We start from the raw sequence: 18,469 nt of genomic DNA, 5'->3' as shown, positions 1-18,469 counted from the left end.
TCCGCGGATGCTTACTCTGCAGTGAGGGTTGCCCAGTTTTTGAAGTGCGATACGATGGGATAACGCCATGCGGTGCCGAAATCGCAGTGCGTGATGCGAATTCCTGGAGGAGACTGGCGGCGTTTGTATTCGTTACTATGGATTAATTGGATAACTTGGGTAACATCGGCTGCGTCGTAATGCAATGCAATGATTTCAGCCGGAGTAAGATTCTTCTCGACATAGGCCTCGATGATTCCATCCAAAACTTCATACGCTGGTAAGTTGTCCTGATCGGTCTGATTCAAGCGCAACTCAGCCGATGGCGCGCGGCGGATAATGCGTTCAGGGATAACACGTTGGATTTGATTCCGATATTCGCACAACTGATAAACCAGGGTCTTGCTGATATCCTTTAATAGCGCAAAGCCGCCTGCCATATCACCATACAAGGTGCAATAGCCCACTGCCATTTCCGATTTGTTGCCCGTCGTCAATACCATTGAGCCGGTATAATTGGATAGCGCCATCAGTAACGTGCCGCGGATGCGCGCCTGAATATTTTCCGGCATGGTATTAACATCTGCCAAGTCCGGCGAGATATGAAAATCCTCGGCAATTTTCTTGAGATACAAGTCAAATAGCGGCTCTATATCGCATTCGATATGCTTAACCCCCAATAACTCCGCCATTTCATTGGCGTCTTCCAGGCTCATGCTGGCGGTGTATCGTGTCGGCATCATGACGGTTCTGATCTGGTCTGCACCTAATGCATCGACCGCAATCGCGAGTGCAAGCGCCGAATCCACTCCTCCGGAGAGTCCCAGTAACACACCGGGGAAAGCGTTTTTCCGCACATAGTCGCGAACGCCTAAACATAATGCCTGATAGATACTGGCTACAGGGGATTGTGCCGGCATTAATTTGCCTTTTACCGGTTGTTTGTTCTGAATCTCGATGAGTTCGATGACTTCAGAAAATTCACTCAATTGATGGGTAAGTTCGCCTTGTCCATTCATGGCAAACGATGCGCCATCAAAAACCAGTTCATCCTGTCCGCCGATCAAGTTGGTGTGGATCACTGGGATGCCGGTATGCTTGATAAATTGGTGCGTGGTTTGATAGCGGGAAACTTGCTTGTTGATATGGTAGGCTGATGCATTCAGCACGAGTACGATGTCCGGCTGGGGCTGGTCTGTTTCCGCGGGTAAATGGCCGAGCCAGAAATCGGCGCAAATATCAATGCCGAATTTGATGCCTTCCAGTTCAAGCAGATAGGGTTGAGTGCCGGCGTCAAAGTAATAGGTTTCGTTAAAAAAAGGCGATTTATTGAGAATTCTTTTGTGATAGGTATGTTGAATTTGACCTTGATGAATGATCGAGGCAGCGTTAAAAAGCTTGTTTTCGTCGAAACTGGGGTGACCCACGATCAGTGTGATGTCGTCAATCGATTGTGCCAGTTGTGTGAGTGTCTGCTGGCACAATTGGCAAAATGTTTCGCGCAGCAGCAAATCCGCAGGAGGGTATCCGGATAAAGCCAATTCGGGTGTGATGATCAACGTGGCGCCCGCTTGCTGGGCTTGTTTTACCGCAGCCAGTATTTTTGCTGCATTTCCGGCAATATCCCCTACCGTGCAATTAATCTGAGCAATGGCAATGTACATGATTTGCCGCGATACTAGTGCAAGCTAGAAGGGTAGTTGAGCATCCGGCTTTGCTTGTAGAATATTGTGGCGAAAATCTTCCTGAATGCGTTTGAGCGCGGCTTCATTATCCGCTTCAAAGCGCAACACGATCACGGGCGTGGTATTGGAGGCGCGGGCTAAGCCAAATCCATCGTTGTATTCAACGCGTAATCCGTCGATAGTAATGACTTGTTGCGGATCGCTGAAAACTGCCTGCTGTTGTAATTGTGCGATCAAAGCATGATTTTCACCCTCAGCGGTGCGTACCTGTATTTCCGGTGTGTTGAGGCTGTCGGGGAGGTTGTTCAGCGTTGCATCGATATCCGCTACGCGGCTCATCAATTCCAGCAACCGTGCACCGGCATATAACCCGTCGTCAAAGCCATACCAGCGCTCCTTGAAGAACAAATGTCCACTCATTTCTCCAGCCAGCAGAGCTTTTTCTTCAATGAGTTTGGCTTTGATAAATGAGTGTCCGGTTTTCCACATCACAGGGGTGCCACCATGTTTGCTAATCCAGGGTGCCAGGTTACGGGTGCATTTCACGTCAAAAATGATTTTTCCACCGGGATTTCTCGATAATACGTCTGCTGCGAACAACATGAGCTGGCGATCGGCATTAATGATATTGCCATTCTTGGTTACGATGCCCAGCCGGTCGCCATCGCCGTCAAAAGCCAAGCCGATTTCGGCATCGGTAGTTCTTAACGCATGAATAACGTCACTGAGATTTTCGGGTACGGATGGATCAGGATGATGATTGGGGAAGGATCCATCCACATCACAGAACAATTCAGTGACCTGACAACCCAGACCGCGATACAGCGCCGGTGCGAATGCGCCCGCTACGCCGTTGCCGCAATCAACAACGATTTTGAGCGGACGGTTCAATTGGATATCCTGGGTGATGCGTTCGAGATAAGCGTTGACAATAGTCTGTTCGGAATAATTGCCGGTTCCGTGGGTTAAGTCATTATTTTCGATACGTATTCGCAAGGCCTGGATGGCTTCAGCTGCGAGCGTCTGACCGCCCAGCACAATCTTGAAGCCATTATATTCAGGTGGATTATGACTGCCGGTCACCATTACCCCGGAATATTGGCAAAGTTGATGTGCGGCGAAATAGAGCATGGGCGTTGCGACCATGCCGACATCTACCACATCGATTCCACTGTTGCGGATACCACGTGCGAGCGCTTGGGAAAGTTCGGTGCCTGATAATCTGCCATCGCGCCCGATTGCAATCGCGGTCAGATTCCTGGCACGCGCTTCGGAACCTATGGCATGACCGATTCTTTCGACATTTTCTACGGTGATGGTTTTGCCGACAATACCGCGGATATCATAAGCTTTAAAAATTTCGTGAGGAATGGTTGGCATTATTTAGTAAATCCGAAAAAGAAGTAGTTAATACAGCACGGTAAACCGATATTGTTCGCATTGCAGTTGATCATCAAAACGCAGGTTTCATCGTGAATCCGTGTGTCTCAGTGATGACCGGGTGCAGCGCCGCCTTTCAGGGTGTACTGGGTGCCGCAGTACGGGCAAAGCGCTTCTCCGGTGGCCTCGATCGGCAGGAAAACGCGTGGATGGGAATTCCATAACAGCATCGATGGCATGGGGCAATGGAGTGGTAGATCGTCGGCAGTCACTTCGATTTCTCGGGCTTTATTATTGGTTTGTTGATTCATACAAATTAGCTCCAATGGTGCATTATTAAATCAAGGTAAGCCAGTTGGCGTGATTCTTGGCTTTGCCTTTGACACAATCAAAAAATAGCGTTTGTAACTGGGTGGTAATCGGCCCGCGCTTGCCAGCTCCGATAATGCGGTTATCCAATTCGCGAATGGGTGTTACTTCGGCAGCAGTGCCGGTGAAAAAAGCCTCATCCGCGCAGTAAACTTCATCGCGTGTAATGCGTTTCTCGATAACGGGAATGCCCACTTCTGCCGCCAGTTCAATAATGGATGCGCGAGTGATGCCTTCCAGGCAGGAAGTCAGGTCAGGCGTGTAAATTTTGCCTTGTTTGATAATAAAAATATTTTCTCCCGATCCTTCTGCAACATACCCTTCAACATCCAGCAACAATGCTTCATCGTATCCATTCAGTCCGACCTCCTGATTGGCGAGAATGGAATTGGCGTAAGTGGTTACTGATTTGGCGCGGCACATATTGATGTTGACATGATGCCGGGTGAACGACGAAGTCTTGACGCGAATGCCATTCTCCAGGCTTTCAGGACCCAAATACGTACCCCACGGCCAGGCGGCGATGGCGACATGCACGGATAATGTTTTGGCGGAAAGCCCCATGGCTTCGGCCCCATAGAAGGCAATCGGGCGAATATAACCGGAAGTCAATTGGTTTTGTTTTACGACATCGCATTGCGCCTGCATGATGACATCCTTGCTATAAGGTATTTTCATCATGAAAATATGTGCCGAGTTAAACAAGCGGTCAGTATGTTCCTGCAAGCGGAATATCGCTGATCCTTGCGCGGTTTCATAGGCGCGCAGCCCTTCAAAAACGCCCAAGCCGTAATGCAGCGTATGGGTTAATACATGCGTATTGGCATCCCGCCAGGGAACCATCTTCCCGTCATACCAGATCACACCGTCACGGTCAGCCATTGACATTCAGGAACTCCCCTTAAGATAAATTCTAAAAAGCACATATTCTAACTTAATTCGGCGTAGCGTAAAAACACTGTAATGTATTGTGATAGTGCGTCTATTCATTGATTAGAACGGGCAGGTTCTCGAAAATTACTTCTTTGCATAGGAATGATGTTATCAATTTATCGAACAGTATGTATACGCTGAAGATTGGTAACAGCGCGAAGTACGGGGTGAATAAGCTGAAATATGCTCATCCATGATGGAGGTATGATTGACTGATGCGAATGGGGTGATGGATGTTTTTGAAAAGTATTTTTTCAATTGTACTTTCGTTTATTTGCATTTGATAAATAGATTGCGAGTTACCCTCGAACCCGATTGCGTTAAAAATCCGATTGAAGTTGATTGGGCATTTCTAAGATCACGAATGGCCTGAGGAAAAGGAACGATCTCACCCTGCTGATTGAGCACGTGATATCCTTGTGTGCCGCAGATATCCCCGGCTTTTTCCAAGCAATGGCTATAGTTTCTTCCAGAACCACTGCAGTTGATGTTATATCCTTTGGCTCCATCAGCAAGAAATACTTCTCTGGAAGTTGCACAACCCTGAAGCATACTCACAAAGACTATCAGCATAAAAAGTGCGCGAAGCATGTTAATTCCTTTTTGCTAAAATTTGACAATACCACTTTCAAATGAAAGTTGAATGATTTTTTTATTACCAGTCAATGAATGATAGAGAGACATCGGTGATTTGTTCACTCGGTAGGATACTGTTATTTTCATTCAGCTCAAAATAATGAACTCCCATTATTATTGTGTTCATTATAACTACATATTACTTTTGCAATATTGCTTTCGAGGATTCAAGCTCGAGATAGAGCATTAAAGTGGGACATAATCAAAATATTTTCTATGAATTTAAGGTGTATGTGTTTAATAAACAGGAAGTTATCCTCATTTTGTGAATTTTTTGTGAAATAAGTGTGAATTTTTTGTTAATATATGGCCTATAATGTCATGTAGATGAGCTTTATCGGGTTTCGCAGGTAATTTTTATTAGTTTTTATGTGAGGGTAATTTTATGATTCATAATCAGATTTATATGATCATTTTGATTGTTTCTGTAATGATATTAATTTCAAAATTATCCAGCATCGCTGCGGGTTATCTTTTGTCCGATATTGTTCTTGCCTTATATGTAAGTTATCTAATCAAAACCTTCTTTATACGTGCTGTATATACAAAAGAGTTCTGAGGGTATTCAAAAATGTCATGCGGCAGAAGTTTATATACTCACAGTTTATATAGGAAAACGTAGAGAATTCGGATAAAGCTTTTTATTCATTCAAGAAGAATTTCAAGCTGGGATATTTCATAGGAAAACAAATTTATTTGCACGACGATCTGGAGGTATTTGTTTAATAATCATTAACATAATAATAAGTCATGTTATAGTTTTTATAGAGTAATTTGTCAGAGCTTCTGAGCTTATTGTTAGCGACAATCCCTCTCGATTTTCAGCTGATAAATCTATCACTTGCAAAATTCTTCGTCCGCTTTTTTTACCCAATCTAATAGAAATACTTAGAAAACCTAAGTAATAGTTTTAGTTTGGATAATTAATTCCCCTGTTTACTTTAATACTTTGCCCAATGTACAGCCGATTGCACGCAGGATTAGTATGCTCTCGTATCGCAAAGGGATAATTTTATTATTAACACTATGTTTATGAATCAGTTTGTGAAAGATGGAATGGCAAATTGATGAACATGGGCAACAAAAATATCCTGGTAACTAAAAAATGGGTCTTAATCCATTAATTATAATTTTTAATAAATTGGTTGTATTTGGAGAGGGGAATTAACTTATGGCAACTCATATAGAGAAAGAGTCTTCAGCAAGCAATCGCCATCTGGAAAATATAAACGCGAGCGGGTATGGGTCTGCTGCTTTTCAAGCCCAGTATTTTTTTCGTGATACTGCTGCCGGCTTAATAACGGGTGCAATGGCGATTCCATTATCAATCGGAATAGCGATCATGTCGGATTATCCTATTAAAGTGGGTTTAGCGACCGTAGTGTTTGCTTCACTGATAGGATGGTTATTCTCGTGGTTCAGGCCAGGTAATTACATAGGATCACCAGGCATCGCCGCCGGACTTGCTCCCGTTCTGGCACTTGGAGTCGCTTCTTTCGGTTGGGAGAATATGGCATTCTGCATTTTCATGACTGCGGTAATGCAAGCGATTATATGGAAATTTAATTGGCAGAAGTATTTGCTGGTGGCAGTACCGGTGTATCTGGTAGAGGGTCTGCTGGCAGGGGTTGGGTTGAAAATTTTTCTGAAATTCTCTGAGTTTACCTACGAAATTCCAGCAGAAATGGTTACCGAGGATTTCTGGAATGAAGCACGGATACAAATGGCGGGAATATCCGCCGCAGGGGTTGCTCTTTTCTTATTTCTTTTTTCAAAATTTAAAGATAAGCAGCCTGCAATTCCTTACTTCGCACTCATCATTGGAGGGGTAGTTCTAGCACAATTTGTAAGCGTTCCTATGATTTCAGTAGAAGATGTGGATCTTCATTTAAAACTACCGCTACCTGCGGCAGATGTCACCGTAATGATGATGGTTTACATGATTCTGTTCTGCGCCATGCTGGCAATCGTCGATGTGATCGAGCAAGTAATGAGTAATGCGGCGATAGAGAAAATTGATCCGTTGAAACGCAAAACCGACAGCAACAATAGCTTGCTGGCGATTTGGATTGCTAATTTGGGTTCAAGTTTCTTCCATGGCATGACAAATCTGGATGGCCTTGCCAAGAGCACGACCAATAAACTGGCTGGCGCCATGACCAAATTCTCAGTTTTGATCATCGGTTGTGTTGTTTGCTTTTTTACCTTTAATGTGCAGTATCTTGATTTTCTTCCAAAATTTGCGCTTGCTGCGATCATGCTCTTTACCGGTTACAAAATGATAGCAGGATTAGTCCACGTGACGCATTATGGTTCATATGCCTTGATTCTGGCAGTGATTACTGCGGGTTTGGTGTTTAAGGTGGGTATCTTTGAAGGGTTATTGGCCGCAATGGCAATCCATGGCGTCATTCACTATATGGTTTATACCAAACATGACAATATGCCTGGAAAAGAAGTTGTAAAAAGATATTTTCGTAGCTTGAAGACTGATAATTCGAATTTGCTGTAAGTAAAGTTTCAAGCATGTTTGTGGCAGTGTGCAACGCGTTGTTAAAACACTGCTACAAAAAACATCAATGAACCTCATAAAATTTAATCATGTACAAAAAAGTCTATATTGCAATTGATGAGAGCGAGTTCTCAAAACAGGCCCTGGCAGTAGCTACAAAAATTGCTGAAATTTTCAAAGCATCATTATGTATAGGGCATTGTATTAATAATGATGATCTTGAGTCTGGCCAGGAAGCAGGGCTTGAAGTATTGGAAAAAGCAAAATCAAATATCAATGACTTAGAAATCGAAACAAAACTTCTCGTCGTTGATGATCAGTACGGTTTAAATGCAATCAGTATGGCGATTGCGGAATCAGCAACTGAATGGAAAGCGGATTTGCTCGTAGTTGGCACCTCAAATCGTAAAGGACTTGAGCGTTTCTTTTCCGGTTCCGTAGCTGAGGAGCTAATTAAGAAGGTGGATTGTTCAATAATGTTGGTAAGGATTAGTTAATTAAAATCCAGATCATTGTGCGCAAAATATTTCATTTCATAATGGGAGGTTAATATGGCAATTCAGAAAATTTTTATTTTCTCTTTAATGACAATGCTGCTTACTTTATTTGTAATGTATATGAATATTAAGCATCCTGCTGTCAACGTTAATATGGGCATTATTCAATTAAGTGATGAAGTTTTGATGGGGATAGCTTTATTCATTATCTACTTATTATTAGGTAGTTTTTATCCCAAGAAAGCCTCGCCTCGTCTCATTAAATAAGTACCACTTTAACGGCCTCAGGTTTTTTTAATTTTTTTAATTTTAAGAAACTGAATTTAAGTAAGCTCAATACCAACGAGTCGTCTGTAGTAGCCGTAGCTGGATTCGGCAATGTTTTGCCAAAATGGACATTTGTCAGATCAAGGCTGCGGCTACTACAGACGACCTGTTGGATTACTGGCTTATTGTTATACCGGAAACAGCCTTCCAATATTTTATCCAAAGGATCACCCGATCTACGGTTGGTCCAGCAATATCCAGCAGGTGCTTTTGTGGCATTCATAAGCAGTATTCCCTGAATACTGTCTGCAATTCAAGTCATTGCAGAAAAAACTCTCGATGGTTAACTGTGTACACCACATTTTCCATGCCAATCGGCAAGTTGATGATAATGAATCAATTTGCCACGTATTAAAAAGAGCGGGTAGTTCTTATTCAGGAGTTTTCCGCTCTAAATAGCGCTCATTATCTGTTTTTTGATAATGTGTTTTTGAGAAATATCCGCGATTCTTTGCAATCCGGAATATAACGGCGCTCAAATTATGAGATTGCATTAGGAAGAAAAGAGTATTTATGAACATCAGCGATGTGAATAGTTTTCATTTGCAGACTGATTGGAGTAAATCAGACAATCTTGCGAAGCATTTCTCCAAACTTTGAGCAATACACAACTTCTTCAAACTCATCAAAGGAATCTTAAATGAAAGTTGAGAATTTCATGAAACCAAACATTATCTTACCGACTGTGCGCAAACGGATAAATGCTATATTCATTACAGCGTTATTCGTCATAAGTATGATTGTTGCATCCACTGGAATAGGGCATGCGGCCCCACTGCCCGCCGGTACCACGGGGATAAAATGGAACCCAGGTCACTATTACACCATTCAAAACTGGGCTAATGACGACCCGATCTACATGGCAAAAGTCTATAAAGAGCTTCAGGCAACACCCGCGCTGCGGGGCATGCAACTGCGTTACTTATGGGGTTGGCTGGAGAAATCACCGGGGGTCTATGATTTCTCTTCCATCGACAAGCATCTTGCCAAGCTTACTAAAATGAACAAGCGTCTGGTCATTCAAGTGCAGACCAAATCATTCGAGGCTGACTGGAAGCTCATACCGGATTATTTAAAAGCCCCTAAATATGAGGGCGGCGCATTTGCATTCAATGACTGGGGAGGATCTAAAACGATAGACGGCTATAACATCAAATTATGGAATCCCTATGTACGTGACCGCCTGATCGCCTTATTCAAGGCACTCGGTAAACGCTACAACTCCCATCCGAATTTTGAAGGTATCGGTATGATCGAGACGGCTATGGGGCAAGCGGTGAAACCGCTGACAACGACTCAAGCTGATAAATGGTTCAACAATTTAATCATTGTGCAGCAAAAAGCACGAACATTCTTCCCTAACACCATGACCATTCAGGAAATCAATTATCCACGCGAATATCTCAAGCAAATCACTACCGCGATGGTAAAAATGGGAGGAGCACTCGGTTGCCCGGATGTTTATCCGGATGAGCCGGGGCTGAATTTTCCACCCAGTCCCTATTCCCCCCCAGGCGCATATCACTATTTCTCTAAGCTCTCAGGAACTGTACCGATAGCACCGACCGTGGAGAAGGTCAATTATTTAAACACGCGGGGCGATAAAAAAGGCCATGTGCCCACCGTTCAGGAGCTTCTTGTATTTGCACGCGACGAATTGAAATCCAACTACATATTCTGGCAGCGTATCCCTAAATATGTCGATGATGTTCTGGAGGTTATGAACTATAATAATCAAAAAAGCACTCCATCAGGCGGCTTGAGAGCCGCTTGTCCTAAGAATTATCCCTCTTGTATATAGAATTAGAATTTCTTGGTTATGTAATGAGATCTGGCTGGAATAATTGTGAAATTTCACTTTGCGACAGTTTTCTTCGTTGATTCAGTACTGAGAATTCAGAGCTAGGAGATTTATTATTGATCTGCAAACCATTTGGTTGCATAACGTATTAAATCTCCCGTATCTCTCAATTTCAATTTAGTACGAATATTAAATCGATGTGTTTCTATCGTTTTAACGCTACGTGATAATAAGTTTGAAATTTCATGGCTGTTATAGCCAAGACCAATTAAATGGAATACCTCGAATTCACTGGGAGTCAGCGCACTTACCGTAGCCTCTTGCTCATAGCCTCTCACTGCAATTCGCCTTAATACCTGTTCTTGTATACTTTTACTCAGAAAAATATTACCTTTCAATACTTCGCGAATGGCTGCTATCAGAACATTCCTGGGTTCCTGTTTCATGACATATCCACGAGCACCGGCTCTTAATGCACGTTCAGCGTAGACAGATTCATCATGCATCGAAATAAATAATACAGGCAATGAGGGGGCTAATGATTGGATGCTTTTGATTATTTCAAGCCCGGATACAGATTTAAGTGAAACGTCCAAGATCAATATATCAATGGGAATGTTTTCCTTGATATTTTTCTTTATAATTTCAATTGCTTCCGGACCATCTCCCGCTTCACAAGTGACTTCCATATCCGCTTCCATGTTAATCAGCATTGCCATGCCGTGCCTAATCATGGCGTGATCATCGACTAACATTATTTTTGATTTGGTACTAATTGTCACCTTGATTTACTGGAACTATGAAATGCACTTCTACACCACTTACATTTCGTCTTAAGATTTTTAACTTGCCATCCAATTGTTTTGCACGATAATGCATAATCTTTATTCCCATTCCAGAAAATAAATCTTCTTCTGAACTAGACTCGGATTCATCGAAGCCTTGACCATCATCACTGATTGTGAGATGCAGAAGTTTCTCATTTGATTCTTCTATGGTTAAAGAAATTGATATATGCCTTGCTTTACCATGAATTACTGCATTATTAATCGCTTCTTGGGCAACTCTATACATATTAAGCGCTATTACGCTGCCTACGTCCTCATCGCTAATATTATTGGTGAACTTACAGATTACATTATACGTCTCGCTAATTCTAGTTGCGAGTGTTTGAAGAGCGGAAATCAATCCATTCGCTTCTAATTCGAAAGGTAATAGAACTTTTGAAAGTTGCTTAATATTTACCACGAGATTTTGAGTTTGTAGTGCAATGGATGCTGCTAATTCCGAGATTTTCTCGCGCGGTACATTCGTATCTCCGGTTTGTACTTCCAGTACGCTGGCTTGAAATGCAACCGCGGCTATTTGTTGGCCAATATTGTCGTGTAACTCCTGTCCAATTTTATGAACCTGACCTTCGGCGACGGATACCAAAGCTTCCTCCACCTGCCTAAGCTCAATCCAACCTTCTAGAACACTTGCGATTGCATCGATAAGTTTTTGCTCTTCGGTATTGGAGCTGTGCGCATCCTGCGTGTAGTAAACCCTTAAGTATCCATGATTTTTATGATTAATATAGATGTCGGAGTGAATAAAAAAATTAAATATGGATTTTCTATCGCTTGACCTGACAGGTTTTATTATTTCAATAATATTAGTGGATTGTGCCTCAATACTTTGACTCTTATCGTAATCTTGAGAAACATAGCGCTTATCGTTAATTAAAATTTCCGCTATGCTGGTATGTGGAAATTGTAAAGCGGGGATCAGATGCTTAAAAATTTTCTGACATACTCCATCGATTGATACTTCCAATTCCATTTCCTGGCGTATCTCATAGAGGCAAGTTATTTCCTTTAGCCTTTTACGTAACTCTTTTTCTTTATTGGTTAATTCAATGGAATACTCTTCAGCCTTAATCTTTGATTGGTGTGCTTCCTTTTCAGAGCTGATGAGTTTTCTGATAAACCAGTTCAATAACAGAATTTCAGCAAGAATCAGGGCGACCAAATAAAGGGTAATGTCTTTTAATTTATCATTAATGGGCATAAATAGTTCATCCTGATCCAATTTCAGCAACATCACAATGCCAAAAGCGGGTAATGAAGTATATGCCTCAATAACAGGAACATTTCTATAATCGACTGCAGAAGCAACGCCGTTCTTCCCTTCCAGCGCCATTTCTTTCGGGGAAACACTGCCTTCTTTGTTATAACTAACCCCTAAGTGTGTAAATCTAACAGAACCGGGACTATTGATAAGACATGCAATGGCTTGCCGATTTTCTGACAATTTGGCACAGATTAGAAATTCCACACTTTTTCCGATAGATTGAATATCCCTGAAACTTCGGGTCAAATTAGGCAATCGTGTTTCCGTAGTGATTCTTCCGATTCTGTTTCCCTGGTTAAAGACATTAACGGTTGTACGCAGTACAAAAACATTATCCCAAATCAGCTTAGTGTTTTCGTCAGTATCTAACGGTATTATGGGATTTTCGTTCGAGCTGAATACACCAACCTGAGATAATACGTTGTTATTCCGGTCATAAACTGCAGCCGCACTAAAACCTATCAGTGTAAGGGAATTGACATTACGAGTAAGATTGTTACTGGCACTTTCATTATCGATATTATCATTTAAATCCTGCATAAACTGAACAATAAAGGGTCTGAGAGCCAGTGCCCGGGCGTCTTCTATGCCTTTTTCTATTCTCGTCTGAAATAATAAAGCCTTACCTTCTAGAGCCCCAGTCAAACCCCTGCCCAATACAGTTTCAATCTGTTGGCGCATCGCATTATAAACAGTAATTCCGGTTGTCAGTGTCAATCCCAATAACAATAGACCCCCTACGATGCTAATTTTGTGAACATCCTTAGTAAAGAACACGCTACTCTCCTTGGGTTACTTTTAGTTTATCGGTTTTTGAATGCGGCAATATGTCACATTGCCAATAGGGGCGTCTTAAACGATAATGCAAGAGTCCTCTGCTACTATGTAATGATTTAATCGATAGTGTATTACATCTGCTTACCGATAATTTCCAAAAAACTGTAACTGAGCATTGAATAATTATTTATCGATTTCCCGGAACTACTGGAAGGAAAGTGAAGCTTAAATTCCGAAAGCGGTACCCATCTCGTCATTATTTTCTTTTTAGTACTTATATACTCTTGGGAATCCAGCTTATGCCACTGCTTATCAAACAACAAACCTCAATTCTTCAACTCATATTGGCAATGTTCAACGCGCCTCCAGGCGCGAGCAATCTTAATTATCTCACCGTTCAATTGAACAATGGTCAAGCGCTGGAAAGTTTGGCGCAGTCATTGGCGCAAACTATCTTGTTTTTTGATAAACAGTATGATGTTAATCTTTCTCCCATTGATTTTTCTGCAGCCCTGACAAGAGATTTGTTCGGTAATCGTCTATCACATAAGAATAAAGCATTAATCATCGATTATATGGTTAATAAAATATCAGCCGGATCTTCTCAAGTGGAATTAATTGTGGAATTTGTCAGTGTGTTATCCTCGGTTTCTACTTCCGACTCCAACTGGGGTGAAGCGGCTCTGCACTACAATCGCCATAATGTCACAAAATTTATCGATCACTTGTTAGGCGATACCTTTACTGCTGAGAACAAAGCCGTTGTGATTGAATTTATTTTGACTCAGATGAAGGCTGGAAAAACTTTTGGCGCAATGATCGTGTGGGGTATCAGAACCTTGGTGAATGTCGATCACGATAATCCAGTTTGGGGTAATGCGGCAAAACTCTTCAATCATCGCGTTGAAGTTGCAAAATATCACTCTATCGATAGAAACGATGTCGTCACAGATCTTGCAACTTTGCAACAAATTCTGTCCGGTGTTACGGCGAATTCCGAAACCATTATGATCGCAAAAGCTGCAATTGACACATTGCAGGATAATTCCTGTACGCGGATTCAGCATCTGAACGCATTTCGCTTGGATGAGGCGTTGAAAAATAAGAAACAAGATTCCGACTTATCCTCCACGCAGGAATTAAAGTTTGCCTAACAGGGGCAGCACACAAATTCTCCAATCTTCTACTAGCGTTTCATCCAATATTTGAGTGAGCATGAGAACGCTTTTATAAAACGTCAAATTTCTGCGTCACAAGGTTTAGTGGTTTTTTTATTCATGCAAATGAGCGGGTTTTAATCAGTCATTTTTGATACTATTCGGACATGGTTTTGAAGGTAAAAAGGATTTAAGGTAATTTGCGGTGAAGAGGTCGATAGTCCATGCCACGTATTGAAGCAGTATTTGAGAATTCGCAGGGTGAGTCATTGACGGGTTTGTTGGAAATGCCGTCCGGTGCTATTAAATCGTATGCACTATTTGCCCATTGTTTTACTTGTTCCAAAGATAATCCGGCGGCAGCACGGATAGCCTTTGCACTGGCTGATCGGGGAATCGCCGTATTACGGTTCGATTTTACCGGGTTGGGTACGAGCAGAGGTGATTTTTCGGATACCAATTTTTCTTCCAATGTTCAGGATTTATTAGCAGCAGCACAGTATCTTGAGCAGCACTATGCTGCCCCTGCGTTGCTAATCGGACATAGTTTGGGTGGCTCCGCCGTATTAGCCGCAGCACAGGGTTTGTCATCGGTTAAGGCGGTGATTACCATCGGTGCGCCGGCAACCGCCGCGCATGTCAAACATTTGTTCGCGGATTCATATCGTAAATTGCAAGATCAGCAATCGGTACAAGTTGAGTTGGGTGGAAGAAGTTTTAACATTCGCCGCCAATTCATTGATGATTTGGAGAAATATAATTCTGTGACGCATATTGGGGCATTAAGAAAAGCATTGCTGATCTTTCACGCGCCGCTGGATGATACCGTTTCGATAGACGAAGCGGCGCGCATCTTTACTGCTGCCAAGCACCCTAAGAGCTTTGTGTCGTTGGACCATGCTGACCATATGCTATCCAATCCGCAAGATTCTCAATATGTGGCGGAGGTATTATCCGCCTGGGCCAGTCGTTATCTAAAAACAAATCAAACATCAGCTGGACAAGAAGAAGTTGCGAAGCAAGCGGGCGAGCAGGGTGTGGTGATTGTGCGCGAGTGCGATAAAAAATTTACCCGCGAGATTTTGACGCAGCATCACCGTGTGATCAGTGATGAGCCCATTGCACTGGGTGGTTCTGATCTTGGATTAAATCCTTATGAATTATTACTTGCTGCGCTGGGTAGCTGTACTTCAATGACCTTGCGCATGTATGCAAATCACAAACAAATTGACGTGCAGGATATTCAAGTCGAGTTGCAGCATAGCCGGATTCATGCCGAAGATTGCGCCGATTGCGAGAAACAGACGACACAAATTGACCTCTTAACACGAAATATTCGATTGACGGGCAATTTGAGCGATCAGCAACGTACTCGATTACTGGAAATCGCCAATAAATGCCCGGTGCATAAAACGCTGCAAAACAAAATCCAAATAAATACTAATCTTACGGATTAATTGTGTATGCAATCCAGTGAAAATAATGAGAAATATCGTATCGATAAGTGGTTGTTTGCGGCGCGGTTTTTCAAAACACGTGCATTAGCAGCGGAAGCGATCGATCGTGGTCGGGTTGCGATTAATGATCAGAAAATCAAGCCTGCAAAAACAGTTGCTGTAGGAGATAAAGTGGAAATTCGTATTAATAATTATCAATATACGATTGAAGTATTGGGGTTGTCGAATAAAAGAGGCTCTGCGCCACAAGCACAGCAGCTTTATCGTGAAACTGAGGAGAGCCAGGAGCAACGGGTGCTGCTGGCCGCACGGTTAAAAGCCCAGCCACAGCCTTTTTTTACCAAAGGACGGCCAACCAAACGGGACCGGCGGGAAATTCAGCGGTTTACTTCAAACATCGACGAATTTTGAGAATCCAGTGAGTAAATATGAGCCATGACACTTTCAACTTAGGCAAAGAACAATTGATCCAGCAATCGCTGGTGCAAATGGATAAACACTTGCAAGGCGCACATTATACGCCGGCGCAAAAGTTGGCGTTGACCTGCAGGATTTTGTTTGATAACGGGCATGATTCAGGACTAGCGGGACAAATTACTGCACGTGGCGAACAACCGGGTACTTATTTGACGCAACGGCTGGGATTTGGCTTTGACGAAATTTGTGCCAGTAATTTATTGCTCGTCAATGAAGATTTGGAAGTGCTGCAAGGCGATGGTATGGCCAATCCGGCCAATCGATTCCATTCCTGGCTGTATCGCGCACGACCTGATGTGCAGTGTATTATTCATACGCATGCAGTACATACCGCTGCGCTGAGCATGCTTGAAGTGCCGTTGGAAATATCGCACATGGATAATTGCGTGCTCTATGACGATGTGGCTTTCTTACCCCAGTGGCCGGGTGTTCCGGTCGGCAATGATGAAGGCGAAATGATTTCCAAGGCGATCGGTAGCAGGCATGCTTTATTGTTAGCCCATCACGGTTTATTGATCGCCAGTTCGAGTATTGAAGAAGGATGTATACTGGCGCTTGCTTTTGAGCGGGCGGCACGCATGCATTTGCTGGCAGCATGCGCGGGCAGGATTCAGCCGATTGATCCCGGTTTAGGGCGCGAAGCACGCGACTGGATTCTGCGCGGACAACGTAGTACCGTGGCTTTTGCATATTATGCACGACGTACTTTAAGAAAGGCGGCGGATTGTCTGAAGTAGGTAGGTGCAAGTCAAGTATTACTTTGTGTGTTTGTCATTTGGAGAGTCAGAGTCACACGCTATATTTAACAATCCATTAGAAAATCGATGTGTTTCATCTTATAAGCAAAAATATCCAATTACACAAGTTTTTATTTAACATTATATAAGTATCTGTATTATAGTTAAATAATATGTATTCGGTATAAATAGGGCTATAAAATACCTTATTCCTGTCACTAGTTTTTCCACCCAAAAGTGCACAATATATTCTCTTCGTGTAAATCAGTAATTGATATTGGAAAGCTGAGTCAATCAATATTAAGTAACCTATTGATAGGAATATTTATTATTCCCGAAAGGATCGATGCGTGATTACATTGTCATCTACGAATGAAGTTTACAGTCCATTGTATTGAATTTATTTTTTACTTTTATATTGAGCCTAATGATAAAAAAAGTGCAAGCCAATGAGGTTCAGCTGGGGATGTATATTCATGAGATCCGCGGCAACTGGATGGAACATCCATTCTGGAGAAAATCGTTTAAACTGGCTCAGCAAAAAGACCTGGATAAGCTTGTGAGCTCCAATCTGGAAGCAATATGGATTGATACTAATAAAGGTCTGGATGTTGTTAAAGCTAATCCAGCGAAAATCCTTGATGGTGTGGATTCCGATAAGCCACAGTCAATAAAAAAACCGATTGCACGGGTTTTGGTCGAGGAAGAATTGCATGTTGCCAAAAAAATCCAAAATAAAACCAAAGAAGCGGTAGCTGCAATGTTTGCCGATGTTCGCATGGGTAAAGCGCTCGAAATTGAGGAAGCGGAATTATTGGTGAATGAAATCAATCAATCAATGGAACGAAATCCAAACGCATTGCTTACATTGATCCGGTTAAAAAATGTTAACGAATATACCTACATGCATTCCGTTGCAGTTTGCGTGTTGATGGTTGCGCTGGGGAGGCACTTGGGTCTAAGTGAGGTGCAAATCAAACAAGCGGGTACTGCCGGACTGCTGCATGACATAGGAAAAATGGTGATTCCGAATGAAGTGCTCAATAAGCCCGGAAAATTAACGGATGAAGAATTTACTATTATGAAAAGTCATCCGGTACGTGGCTGGGAAATTTTGAAATCCTGTTACCAGGTTCATGAAGCCGCTTTGGATGTTTGCTTGCATCATCATGAACGTGTGGATGGAAAGGGTTACCCGGAAAAATTATCCGGTGATGCCTTGACGTTGTTCGCGCGTATGGGTGCAGTATGTGACGTTTATGATGCAATTTCTTCAGATCGATGCTACAAGGCGGCTTGGTCGCCGGCTGAGTCGATTCGGAAAATGGCCTCCTGGAAAGACGGACATTTTGATGAATCGATTTTCCAAGCATTTGTTAAAACGGTTGGTATTTATCCCTCCGGCACTTTGTTAAAGCTCAAGTCCGGGCGGTTGGGCGTGGTGATGGAGCAATCGACAAAAAAATTAACCACCCCCATTGTTAAAATTTTTTTCTCAACACGCGCCAATGCGCATATTCCAGCTGAAATTATAGATATATCAAAAGGGATGGATAGTATTGAGAGTATCGAAGATCCCGCTAAATGGGGTTTCGATCTCAATAAGATTCAGGGAATATGATTCGCTTTGATA

17 protein-coding genes are annotated in these 18,469 nt (G+C 42.5%); 9 read left to right on the top strand and 8 right to left on the bottom strand.

Going from position 1 to position 18,469, the window contains the following annotated elements; genetic code table 11:
- Positions 1-11: 11 nt before the first annotated feature.
- From CPG39_RS06545 to CPG39_RS06525, 5 genes are all read right to left on the bottom strand, one after another.
- Positions 12-1,643 (bottom strand): NAD+ synthase, encoded by a 1,632-nt coding sequence (locus tag CPG39_RS06545; RefSeq protein ID WP_096292596.1) that lies wholly within the window; start codon positions 1,641-1,643, stop codon positions 12-14.
- Positions 1,644-1,667: 24 nt separating this feature from the next.
- Positions 1,668-3,044 (bottom strand): phosphomannomutase/phosphoglucomutase, encoded by a 1,377-nt coding sequence (locus tag CPG39_RS06540; protein ID WP_096292595.1) that lies wholly within the window; start codon positions 3,042-3,044, stop codon positions 1,668-1,670.
- A 107-nt stretch (positions 3,045-3,151) separates the two neighbouring features.
- A complete protein-coding gene (locus CPG39_RS06535) occupies positions 3,152-3,355 on the bottom strand; it encodes a zinc-finger domain-containing protein (protein ID WP_013646842.1) in 204 nt (67 codons plus the stop codon).
- A 25-nt stretch (positions 3,356-3,380) separates the two neighbouring features.
- Positions 3,381-4,301 carry a branched-chain amino acid transaminase gene (locus tag CPG39_RS06530; RefSeq protein ID WP_096292594.1) on the bottom strand — a complete coding sequence of 307 codons (921 nt, stop codon included), beginning with the start codon at positions 4,299-4,301 and terminating at the stop codon, positions 3,381-3,383.
- 315 nt (positions 4,302-4,616) lie between these two features.
- Positions 4,617-4,937, bottom strand: a complete 321-nt coding sequence (locus tag CPG39_RS06525) for a hypothetical protein (RefSeq protein ID WP_096292593.1) — start codon at positions 4,935-4,937, stop codon at positions 4,617-4,619.
- A 1,216-nt stretch (positions 4,938-6,153) separates the two neighbouring features.
- Between CPG39_RS06525 and CPG39_RS06520 the strand changes: the two genes are divergently transcribed.
- The 3 genes from CPG39_RS06520 (at position 6,154) to CPG39_RS06510 (ending at position 8,258) form a co-directional block, all read left to right on the top strand.
- Positions 6,154-7,494, top strand: a complete 1,341-nt coding sequence (locus CPG39_RS06520) for a SulP family inorganic anion transporter (RefSeq protein ID WP_096292592.1) — start codon at positions 6,154-6,156, stop codon at positions 7,492-7,494.
- Positions 7,495-7,583: 89 nt separating this feature from the next.
- The gene (locus CPG39_RS06515) at positions 7,584-7,991 is read left to right on the top strand and encodes a universal stress protein (RefSeq protein WP_096292591.1); all 408 of its coding nucleotides are present in this window, start codon (positions 7,584-7,586) and stop codon (positions 7,989-7,991) included.
- A 54-nt stretch (positions 7,992-8,045) separates the two neighbouring features.
- The gene (locus CPG39_RS06510) at positions 8,046-8,258 is read left to right on the top strand and encodes a hypothetical protein (RefSeq protein ID WP_013646848.1); all 213 of its coding nucleotides are present in this window, start codon (positions 8,046-8,048) and stop codon (positions 8,256-8,258) included.
- On the opposite strand, the gene CPG39_RS06505 is transcribed toward CPG39_RS06510, so the two are convergent.
- A complete protein-coding gene (locus tag CPG39_RS06505) occupies positions 8,251-8,541 on the bottom strand; it encodes a hypothetical protein (RefSeq protein WP_096292590.1) in 291 nt (96 codons plus the stop codon). The two genes, CPG39_RS06510 and CPG39_RS06505, sit on opposite strands and share 8 nt — an antisense overlap.
- A gap of 417 nt (positions 8,542-8,958) precedes the next feature.
- Here CPG39_RS06505 and CPG39_RS06500 point away from each other — a divergent pair, with 417 nt between their 5' ends.
- On the top strand, positions 8,959-10,119 hold the full coding sequence (locus CPG39_RS06500; protein WP_096292589.1) for a glycoside hydrolase: 1,161 nt from the start codon (positions 8,959-8,961) through the stop codon (positions 10,117-10,119).
- 113 nt (positions 10,120-10,232) lie between these two features.
- On the opposite strand, the gene CPG39_RS06495 is transcribed toward CPG39_RS06500, so the two are convergent.
- Together CPG39_RS06495 and CPG39_RS06490 are read right to left on the bottom strand one after the other, a co-directional pair.
- Positions 10,233-10,874 (bottom strand): response regulator transcription factor, encoded by a 642-nt coding sequence (locus CPG39_RS06495; protein WP_172424087.1) that lies wholly within the window; start codon positions 10,872-10,874, stop codon positions 10,233-10,235.
- A gap of 16 nt (positions 10,875-10,890) precedes the next feature.
- Complete coding sequence (locus CPG39_RS06490; RefSeq protein WP_096292587.1) at positions 10,891-13,008, bottom strand: sensor histidine kinase; 2,118 nt, start codon at positions 13,006-13,008, stop codon at positions 10,891-10,893.
- 299 nt (positions 13,009-13,307) lie between these two features.
- Between CPG39_RS06490 and CPG39_RS06485 the strand changes: the two genes are divergently transcribed.
- From CPG39_RS06485 to CPG39_RS06465, 5 genes are all read left to right on the top strand, one after another.
- A complete protein-coding gene (locus CPG39_RS06485) occupies positions 13,308-14,162 on the top strand; it encodes a hypothetical protein (RefSeq protein WP_096292586.1) in 855 nt (284 codons plus the stop codon).
- 227 nt (positions 14,163-14,389) lie between these two features.
- Entirely contained in the window at positions 14,390-15,622 is a 1,233-nt protein-coding gene (locus CPG39_RS06480; RefSeq protein ID WP_096292585.1) for a bifunctional alpha/beta hydrolase/OsmC family protein, read from the top strand.
- Positions 15,623-15,628: 6 nt separating this feature from the next.
- On the top strand, positions 15,629-16,033 hold the full coding sequence (locus tag CPG39_RS06475; protein WP_096292584.1) for an RNA-binding S4 domain-containing protein: 405 nt from the start codon (positions 15,629-15,631) through the stop codon (positions 16,031-16,033).
- 17 nt (positions 16,034-16,050) lie between these two features.
- Positions 16,051-16,836, top strand: coding sequence for an aldolase (locus CPG39_RS06470; RefSeq protein WP_096292583.1), 786 nt, complete (start codon positions 16,051-16,053; stop codon positions 16,834-16,836).
- 427 nt (positions 16,837-17,263) lie between these two features.
- Complete coding sequence (locus CPG39_RS06465; protein ID WP_096292582.1) at positions 17,264-18,457, top strand: HD-GYP domain-containing protein; 1,194 nt, start codon at positions 17,264-17,266, stop codon at positions 18,455-18,457.
- The last annotated feature ends 12 nt before the right edge of the window (positions 18,458-18,469 follow it).

This window comes from Nitrosomonas ureae (assembly GCF_900206265.1).
GTDB lineage: Bacteria > Pseudomonadota > Gammaproteobacteria > Burkholderiales > Nitrosomonadaceae > Nitrosomonas > Nitrosomonas ureae_C.
This window is presented reverse-complemented; position numbering and strand designations above follow the sequence as displayed.

Bases quoted from the DNA above. Each gene is read 5' to 3' on its own strand.
- CPG39_RS06510 (WP_013646848.1), top strand. From the start codon at position 8,046: ATGGCAATTCAGAAAATTTTTATTTTCTCTTTAATGACAATGCTGCTT.
- CPG39_RS06480 (WP_096292585.1), top strand. From the start codon at position 14,390: ATGCCACGTATTGAAGCAGTATTTGAGAATTCGCAGGGTGAGTCATTG.
- CPG39_RS06475 (WP_096292584.1), top strand. From the start codon at position 15,629: ATGCAATCCAGTGAAAATAATGAGAAATATCGTATCGATAAGTGGTTG.
- CPG39_RS06520 (WP_096292592.1), top strand. From the start codon at position 6,154: ATGGCAACTCATATAGAGAAAGAGTCTTCAGCAAGCAATCGCCATCTG.
- CPG39_RS06465 (WP_096292582.1), top strand. From the start codon at position 17,264: ATGATAAAAAAAGTGCAAGCCAATGAGGTTCAGCTGGGGATGTATATT.
- CPG39_RS06535 (WP_013646842.1), bottom strand. From the start codon at position 3,355: ATGAATCAACAAACCAATAATAAAGCCCGAGAAATCGAAGTGACTGCC.
- CPG39_RS06495 (WP_172424087.1), bottom strand. From the start codon at position 10,874: ATGTTAGTCGATGATCACGCCATGATTAGGCACGGCATGGCAATGCTG.
- CPG39_RS06470 (WP_096292583.1), top strand. From the start codon at position 16,051: ATGAGCCATGACACTTTCAACTTAGGCAAAGAACAATTGATCCAGCAA.
- CPG39_RS06525 (WP_096292593.1), bottom strand. From the start codon at position 4,937: ATGCTTCGCGCACTTTTTATGCTGATAGTCTTTGTGAGTATGCTTCAG.
- CPG39_RS06515 (WP_096292591.1), top strand. From the start codon at position 7,584: ATGTACAAAAAAGTCTATATTGCAATTGATGAGAGCGAGTTCTCAAAA.
- CPG39_RS06505 (WP_096292590.1), bottom strand. From the start codon at position 8,541: ATGAATGCCACAAAAGCACCTGCTGGATATTGCTGGACCAACCGTAGA.
- CPG39_RS06485 (WP_096292586.1), top strand. From the start codon at position 13,308: ATGCCACTGCTTATCAAACAACAAACCTCAATTCTTCAACTCATATTG.
- CPG39_RS06530 (WP_096292594.1), bottom strand. From the start codon at position 4,301: ATGTCAATGGCTGACCGTGACGGTGTGATCTGGTATGACGGGAAGATG.
- CPG39_RS06540 (WP_096292595.1), bottom strand. From the start codon at position 3,044: ATGCCAACCATTCCTCACGAAATTTTTAAAGCTTATGATATCCGCGGT.
- CPG39_RS06545 (WP_096292596.1), bottom strand. From the start codon at position 1,643: ATGTACATTGCCATTGCTCAGATTAATTGCACGGTAGGGGATATTGCC.
- CPG39_RS06500 (WP_096292589.1), top strand. From the start codon at position 8,959: ATGAAAGTTGAGAATTTCATGAAACCAAACATTATCTTACCGACTGTG.